This window comes from Terriglobales bacterium (genome assembly GCA_035624475.1).
Classification (GTDB): domain Bacteria; phylum Acidobacteriota; class Terriglobia; order Terriglobales; family Acidobacteriaceae; genus DASPRL01.
On the sequence record DASPRL010000080.1, the window covers coordinates 1 to 5,597 of the forward strand.

Annotated in this window: 5 protein-coding genes; all 5 read left to right on the forward strand. The window is 68.4% G+C overall.

Going from position 1 to position 5,597, the window contains the following annotated elements; translation table 11 throughout:
* Positions 1-969: ankyrin repeat domain-containing protein (locus VEG08_03500; GenBank protein HXZ27046.1), on the forward strand; the 969-nt coding region annotated here is incomplete at its 5' end.
* Between the two features lie 240 nt (positions 970-1,209).
* Positions 1,210-2,115 carry an RNase adapter RapZ gene (gene rapZ / locus VEG08_03505; protein ID HXZ27047.1) on the forward strand — a complete coding sequence of 302 codons (906 nt, stop codon included), beginning with the start codon at positions 1,210-1,212 and terminating at the stop codon, positions 2,113-2,115.
* A gap of 217 nt (positions 2,116-2,332) precedes the next feature.
* Complete coding sequence (locus tag VEG08_03510; protein HXZ27048.1) at positions 2,333-4,168, forward strand: ABC transporter ATP-binding protein; 1,836 nt, start codon at positions 2,333-2,335, stop codon at positions 4,166-4,168.
* A gap of 118 nt (positions 4,169-4,286) precedes the next feature.
* The gene (locus VEG08_03515; GenBank protein HXZ27049.1) at positions 4,287-4,676 is read left to right on the forward strand and encodes a DUF4440 domain-containing protein; all 390 of its coding nucleotides are present in this window, start codon (positions 4,287-4,289) and stop codon (positions 4,674-4,676) included.
* Between the two features lie 46 nt (positions 4,677-4,722).
* A partial coding sequence (locus VEG08_03520; protein ID HXZ27050.1) for a YicC/YloC family endoribonuclease occupies positions 4,723-5,597 on the forward strand: 875 nt, incomplete at its 3' end.

The following is a 5,597-nucleotide window of genomic DNA, read 5'->3' on the forward strand; positions in this document are numbered from 1 at the left end:
GCCAAGGCGGCGCTGGCCCGCAAGGCCGATCCCAACGCACGCGACGAGCACGGCGTCACCGCCCTCATGATGGCCTGCGAGGACGACCGTGACCTGCCTCTGGCGCGCCTGTTGCTCGACTCCGGCGCCGACCTCAACGCCCACGATGTGGTGGGCTTCACCGCGCTCATGACCGCCGCCGACGCCGGCAACACCGAGATCCTCAAGCTGCTGCTGGAGCGCAAGCCCGAGGTCAACGCCCGCGACGGGAATGGTTGGAGCGCGCTCACCGTCGCCGCCGCCGGCCATCGCCCCGATAGCGCGCAACTGCTGCTGGCTGCCGGCGCCGACTACAACGCCGCCGACAAGAACGGCACCACCGTGCTCATGCTGGCCGCGGCGGCGGGCGAGAGCGAACTCGTCCAGGCCCTGCTCGACGCCGCCAAGGCTCCCGCCGCCACTCCCGGCCAGACCCGGGCGCCGCTCAACCTGGCCGCCCGCGACTATAACGGCTGGACGGCGCTGCACCACGCCGTCTCCTACGACCACGCCGAAGTGGCCCGGCTGTTGCTGGCCGCCGGCGCCGATCCCAACACCCTCTCCCGCAGCCAGTTGACTCCGCTCATGCTGGCGGCGGCGGGCAGCCACCTGGCCACCGCCCAGGCGCTGGCCGACGGCGGCGCCAAGGTGGACGCCCGCGGTCCCAACGGCCTCACTGCGCTGATGCTGGCGGCGGGCGCGGGCGACCCCGAGATGGTCCAGCTCCTGCTTGGCCACGGCGCCGACCCCAACGCCCACACCGCCGGCGGCCGCACCGCCCTCATGGACGCCGCCTTCCACGGCGACAAGCAGGTGGTGCAGGCGCTGCTGGCCAAGGGCGCCGACCCCAACGCCAAGACCACCGCCGGCGCCAGCGTGCTGGCCCGCGCCCAGGCCCGCCCCGGCAACGACGAGGTCATCGCCCTGCTCAAGGCGGTAGGAGCGAAGTAAGAGTCGCCAGTCGCCGGTCGCCAGCTCACTCTCGCCATGTGTCATCCTTCCGCCGACCGGAGGGAGGCGGGAGGATCTGCCGACAGCGTGGACGCCACCCTGCCGGGGGTGCGGGCGATCTCGTCAGATCCTTCGCGAGGCGAAGCCGAGCGGAGGATGACATCCCGGAAGCTCTTGGTTTTTCGATGATCCGATCCCCCGATGACCCGATGCCCCTCTGACTCTGCTACCATCTCCCCCGTGAAGTCGCGCAAGCAGCCCGCCAAGGCGAACCGCACCCGCCGCCGCCGGCCCCAGGCCGAGCTGGTGATCATCACCGGCATGAGCGGCTCCGGGAAGGCCTCGGTGCTCAAGGCCTTCGAGGACCTGGGCTACTACTGCGTGGACAACCTGCCGGTGGAATTGATCCCCAGCTTCGCCGAGTTGGTGCGCCATTCGGCCGAGATCGAGCGCGCCGCCCTGGTGGTGGACGTGCGCGAGGGCCAGGGACTGGAGCGCCTGCCCGCCATCCTGCACTCGCTGGAGGGCTCGGTGACCAGGCACGTGCTGTATCTTGAGGCCAGCGACGAGGTGCTGCTGCGCCGCTACAGCGAGACCCGGCGGCCGCATCCCCTGGGAGCCTCTGGGCCGGTGAAGGCGGCGCTGGCCGCCGAGCGCCGCCGCCTCCGTCCCATCCGCGCCGTCGCCGACCTGGTGGTCGACACCTCCCGCTTCAACGTGCACGAACTGCGCACCCACGTCACCCACCAGTTCCAGCGGCGCTCCGCTGACAAGAACATCCTGGTCTCCTGCGTCAGCTTCGGCTACCGCCACGGCCTGCCCGAGGACGCCGACCTGGTCTTCGACGTGCGCTTCCTCCCCAACCCTCACTTCGTCCCCGAACTGCGCCCCTACACCGGCAAGGACGCCAAGGTGGCTCGCTACATCCGCTCCTTCCCGCAGACCCGCGAGTTCATCCGCCGCACCGCCGACATGCTCACCTACCTGCTGCCCCACTACGTGCGGGAAGGGAAGAGCTACCTCACCATCGGCTTCGGCTGCACCGGGGGCCAGCACCGCTCGGTGATGATCGCGGAAGAGGTGACCCAGCGCCTGGCTGCCGCCGGCTACCGCACCAAGGTCACCCACCGCGACTGCCCCAGGTAAGGCAATGCAGAATTGAGAATTGAGAATGCAGAATGAAAACCTGCACTGAGCCCTACATTCTGCATTCTCAATTCTGCATTCTGCAATTCCTCGCCGGAGCCCCGGAAGTCAGCCTCTGAGCCCGCATCTTCCGGTAAAATAAGACCTTGTATCTTCCCCGGCAGAACGTGTTCGGCCCGGCCTTCCCCCGTCCCGGGAGGAGCGTCTTCAGGGAGTTATGCGGCAACTGAGCCGGCTGCTTCGCTACTTCGTGCCCTACGGGCTGCAGGTGCTGGCCTCCGTCGTGCTCATGGCGGCGGTGGGCTTCTTCGAGGCCTTCCGCCTGCTGCTGATCGGGCCCATGCTCGACCGGGTGCTCCACCCCGACACCGCCTCGCAGAACATCGCGCTGCTCACCTGGGGCGGCGGCAAGACCATCTACCTGCAGCAGTTCGTACCCTCGCACTTCCACAACGCCTGGACCATCGTGGCCTTCGCCCTGGTGGCCTCCACCGTGCTCAAGGGCCTGTGCGACTACCTGGCCACCTACCTGGTGAACTACGCCGGCTTCGGCATGATCACCGACCTGCGCAACGACCTCTACAACGCCATTCTGCGGCGCTCGGTGGGCTTCTTCCATCGTCACACTACCGGCACCCTGCTCTCCACCATCATCAACGACATCGAGAAGGTGCAGTTCGCCACCTCCACCGTGCTGGCCGAGTTCCTGCAGCAGGTTTTCACCCTGCTCTTCATCTTGGCGCTGGTCATCAAGCTGGGCGGGCGGCTGTCGTGGCTGCTGCTGCTGTTCGTGCCCGTGATCTTCCAGTCAGCGCGGCGCATCGGGCGCCGCGTGCGCCACACCACCCGCCGCGGCCAGGACAAGCTGGCCGCCATCCAGAACATCCTGCATGAGACCATCACCGGCAACCGCATCGTGAAGGCCTTCGGCATGGAGGGCTGGGAGAGCCTGCGCTTCCGCGACGCCTCCACCACCCTGTTCCGCGCCAACCTGCGCTCGGTGCGCGCCGCCGCCCTCAGCTCGCCGCTGATGGATGTCCTGGGGGCGGTCGCTCTGGCCATGCTTCTGCTGCTGGGCCGCGACCAGATCAACCACCACCTCATGACTCCGGGCGTCTTCCTCGCCTTCCTCTTCGGCGTCTTCCGGCTCTACGACCCGGTGCGCAAGTTCGCTCTCTACAACAACAACTTCCAGCAGGCGCTGGGGGCCTCGACCACCGTCTTCGCCTATATGGACGCCGAGGACGACGTGCAGGAGAAGCCGCGCGCCCCGCGCCTGCCGCCCTTCCAGAGGATCGTGCGCTTCGAGAAAGTGAACTTCGCCTACGGCTCCAACGGCGAGGAAGGACGCGAGGTGCTCACCGGCATCGACCTGGAGGTGTGCGCCGGGGAGGTGCTGGCCCTGGTGGGCTCCTCGGGCGCGGGCAAGAGCACACTCGTCCACCTGGTACCGCGCTTCTTCGACCCCACCTCGGGGCGCATCCTCCTCGACGGCCAGGACATCCGCGAGGTCACTCTGGCCAGCCTGCGCGCCCAGGTCGGCATCGTCACCCAGGACACCATCCTGTTTAACGACACGGTGCGCAACAACATCGCCTACGGCCAACCCCACATCGCCAAGGACAAGGTCGTGGCCGCCGCCCAGGCCGCCCACGCCCACGAGTTCATCCTGCAGATGCCGGAGGGCTACGACACCATGATCGGGGAGCGCGGCCTGAACCTCTCCGGCGGACAGCGGCAGCGGCTGGCCATCGCCCGCGCCCTGCTCAAGAACGCCCCCATCCTCATCCTGGACGAGGCCACCTCGGCGCTGGACACCGAGTCGGAGTCGCTGGTGCAGGCGGCGCTGCAGAACCTGATGGCGGGGCGCACCGTCTTCGTCATCGCCCACCGCCTTTCCACCGTGCGTCGCGCCGACCGCATCGTGGTGCTGGAGGGCGGCCGCATCGTCGAGACCGGCTCCCACGACGACCTGGTGGGCCGCCTCGGCACCTATCGCCGGCTGTATGATCTGCAGTTCGTGGACGAGCCGCGCCCGGCGGCGCAGACGTGAGCCGGACCACCGCTCCGCGGTCGGGGAGGGAGTACCATGAGGCGCCAGGGGAGTCAGTGTCGCAGCGGTGACGTACAGGGCACAGATGCAGACTGAACCAGCTCCGGCGGGCCTCCCATTGTCCCCGGCGGAGCAGGCCGCGTGGGGACAGGAAGAAGCGTACTGGCGCTTCGTCCAAAGCCAGGACTGGGAAAGCTACTTCGAGCTTTGGGACGAGCGTTTCGCGGGCTGGCCCGATTCTGAGCCCGTCCCCGTGCACAAGGACAAGGTCCGGAGCGGCTGGAGGGTCAAGGTGCTCGAGTACAAGCTGGAGCCGCTGTCGGTGCGGCAATACGGCGAGAGCGTGGTCATCACGTTCTATCGCGCCACCTTGCACACCACCGATGCCCAGGGCGGGGATGAGCGCACCGCCGCTTCCCGCGTGACCCATACCTGGAGGAAGACGGCGGCGGGCTGGAAGATCATCGGGGGGATGTCGGCCGACGACAGTCCCGCCGCACTGAAGTGAACTGGACACTCGAAACTAGAAACGAGAAACTGGAAGCTGGTTCTTCATGTCCCTCCGCTCCATGACCGGATTCGCGCAGGTGAAAGGGCAGGCCGGCGAGCAGACCAGCTTCACCCTGTCGCTGAAGTCGGTGAACCACCGCTTCCTCGACCTGCACCTGCGCCTGCCCGCCGACTCCGACGCCCTGGAGATGAAGATCCGCCGCCTGCTCAAGGAGCGCCTGGCCCGCGGCCACGTGGAGCTGACGCTCTCGCTGGAGCGCGCGGGCGCGCCCGGCCTCGCCTTCAATCGCGAACTGGTGGGCGGCTACGTCAGCGCCTTCCGCGCCGCCGCCCAGGAATTCGGAGTGGCCGGCGAGCCCGACCTGAACGCCATCCTGCGGCTGCCGGGAGCGCTTGCCGGCCCGGCGCTGGAGAATGGCTCGCTCGACGCCGCCGTGCTGGCGCAGTTGGAGCTGGCCATCCGCCGCCTCGACGAGATGCGCGCCGAAGAGGGCGGCGCCATCGGGCGCGAACTGCGCCAGCGCATGCAGCGCCTGCGCGCCGCCACCGCCGAGGTCTCCAAGCTGCGGGCCGCGGTCTTGCGCGCCCACTTGGAGAAAGTACAATCGCGCATGCAGGAGCTGCTGGGCGGCCACGCCGATCCCGAGCGTATCCTGCAGGAAGCCGCGCTGCTGGCCGAGCGCAGCGACGTGCAGGAGGAACTGGTGCGGCTGGAGGCCCACGTCACGCAGTTCCTGGAACTGCTCGAGGCCGGCGGCGAGACCGGCAAGAAGCTCGACTTCCTGCTGCAGGAGATGAACCGCGAGGCCAACACCATGCTCTCCAAGACCGCCGGGCTGGCCGGCGAGGGCCTGCGCATCACCGAGCATGGCCTGGCCATGAAGTCGGAGATCGAAAAGTCCCGCGAGCAGGTGCTCAA